Raw genomic sequence first — 2154 nt, 5'->3', positions numbered from 1 at the left:
CCGACGACCCCGCGAAAGCTCAATGCCACTCCGGTCGCGGTGCGCTCCAAATGGAGGAGTTCCGGCAATGGATTGAGTTGCAGCGTGGCTTCGGCCGGATGATGCAGGTCGTAGCCTTCGCCGTCGGTGACTTCGATCCCCGCGAGCCGCATCGGCCAGGGGACGCGGGCCGGCGCGCGCCGCTATCAGGCCTTCGCCCAGGCCGACGGCGCGGACGCGAGCGGCCTGGCGCGGCTGATCCAACTGCATACGGTCAATGTCGCCGGCGACGCGGCCTTGACGGTCTCGCTCGCGGGAACGGTCTTCGCGCTGCCCACCGACGAGGCCCGCAGCAAGGTCGCCCTCTTCCTGGCCCTGACGATGGCGCCCTTCGTGCTGCTGGCGCCCCTGATCGGGCCGTTGCTGGACCGCTTCCGACACGGGCGGCGCTGGGCGATCGGCACCACCTTGGCCACCCGGGCCTTTCTCAGCTGGGTCCTCGCCGGCGCCCTCGTGACGAACTCGGCCTGGCTCTTCCCGGCCGCTCTCGGCGCTTTGGTGGCCAGCAAGTCGTATGCCGTGACCCGCGCCGCCGCCGTCCCTCGCCTGCTGCCCGACGGGATCACGCTGGTCAAGGCCAATGCGCGGGTCAATATCGTCGGCCTGCTCGGCATGATCGCCGGCGGCGCGATCGCCGGAGCGCTGGCCAAGATCGGCCCGGAGTGGTCGCTGCGTGCGGCCTTCCTCATCTATGTCGTCGGCACCGTCCTGGCCATCCGACTGCCGGCCCGCGTGGATTCCGACCGCGGCGAGGCCGACTTCGCCGAGGGCGAGAGCGCGACTCCGGCGCGCCGGATGCGGGCGTTGCCCGTGCTGGTGCGCTACGTCCTGTGGGTGTGCACGGGTGCCCGGATGCTCTCGGGCTTTCTCACCCTGTTCATGGCCTTCCTCATGCGCGTGCACCCCATCGCGGGGATGAGCGGGTCGCTGGTGCTCGGGCTCTTCGCCGGAGCCGCTGGGTTGGGCAATGCCTCCGGGAGTTTCATCGGCAACCGGCGCCACCTGCCCCCTCCGGAGGTCATCGCAACCATTCTGATCGCGCTCGCCGGAGCGGCGACGCTTGCGGTCACCTTCTTCTATTCGGTATGGACGCTCGTGGCGGTCGGCCTGATCGCCGGGCTCTTCTCGCAACTGGGCAAACTCAGCCTCGACGCGCTCATCCAGCGGGAGGTCGCGGACCGGCAGCGGGCCCGGGTCTTTGCCTGGTCGGAGACGTTGCTGCAGACCTTCTGGGTGGTCGGTGGGGCGGTCGGCATCGCCATCCCGCTGAATCCGACGCTCGGCTTCGGGGTGATCACCGGCCTGGTCGCCGTCGCGTTGCTGGCTGCCCTGCGCTCGCGCGCGACGGGTACCCGATTGCCCGGTCCCGCCGGCTGACCAGCCGGGTCCGGCGCGCGCGATCCGGGCGGCTTCGCCGTGGCCTCGGCCCCGCTCGCGCCAGTGTTCGACTCGAGGTGCGAGTCGTAGGCACAATTGCCGGGTGACCGACCCGGACGTTGCCGACCTCATCGACGAGGTGGCCGAGCGATTCCGGGAACGGGGCGAGCGGATGACAAGCCAGCGACGTGCGGTCGTGCGCGCCCTGGCCGCCACACCCGGTCACCTCAGTGCCGAGGAGATCCAGGCTCTCGCCGATCACGGCACGCTGCATCTGAGCAGCATCTATCGCTGCCTCGAAGCCCTGGCGGCCGTCGGCGTCGTGCAGCACATCCATCTCGGCCACGGCGCCACCGCTTATCACCTGGCGAGGGAGGGTGCGCATCTGCACCTCGAGTGCCGGGTCTGCGGCGCGATCAGCGACCTGCCCGTCCTCGTGCTCGATGGGGTGGCCGCAACTCTGCGCACCGATCACGCCTTCGTCCTCGAACCCGCCCATACCGCCTTGTCCGGCCGCTGCGCCGGCTGCGCCGATCACGAAATGAGCCGATGAACTTCCTCAGGCCGCTGGCCGCCTTTCCGACACCGCGCGACCCCGATTCCTGGGCGGGCGCAGCCTGGCCGCTCGGCGCCCACGTCGACCGAGAGGGCGCCACTGTGACGTTCGCGGTCGCCGCGCCCGAGGCGACGCGTGTGCTCCTGGAGGTGTATGCCCGCCCGACCGGCGTCGGCGCCCTC

Annotated in this window: 3 protein-coding genes; all 3 read left to right on the top strand. The window is 70.7% G+C overall.

The features are described 5' to 3' along the window. Positions 1 to 126: 126 nt before the first annotated feature. Positions 127 to 1416: an MFS transporter gene (locus tag PKH97_RS16115; protein ID WP_324388626.1), complete on the top strand. Its 1290-nt coding sequence runs from the start codon at positions 127 to 129 to the stop codon at positions 1414 to 1416. 103 nt (positions 1417 to 1519) lie between these two features. Further along, on the top strand, positions 1520 to 1969 hold the full coding sequence (locus PKH97_RS16110) for a Fur family transcriptional regulator (protein WP_324388625.1): 450 nt from the start codon (positions 1520 to 1522) through the stop codon (positions 1967 to 1969). Then, positions 1966 to 2154: hypothetical protein (locus PKH97_RS16105; RefSeq protein WP_324388624.1), on the top strand; the 189-nt coding region annotated here is incomplete at its 3' end. The genes PKH97_RS16110 and PKH97_RS16105, both read left to right, overlap by 4 nt.

This window comes from Nostocoides sp., from assembly GCF_035343835.1.
GTDB classification, from domain to species: Bacteria; Actinomycetota; Actinomycetes; order Actinomycetales; family Dermatophilaceae; genus Nostocoides_A; species Nostocoides_A vanveenii.
This window is presented reverse-complemented; position numbering and strand designations above follow the sequence as displayed.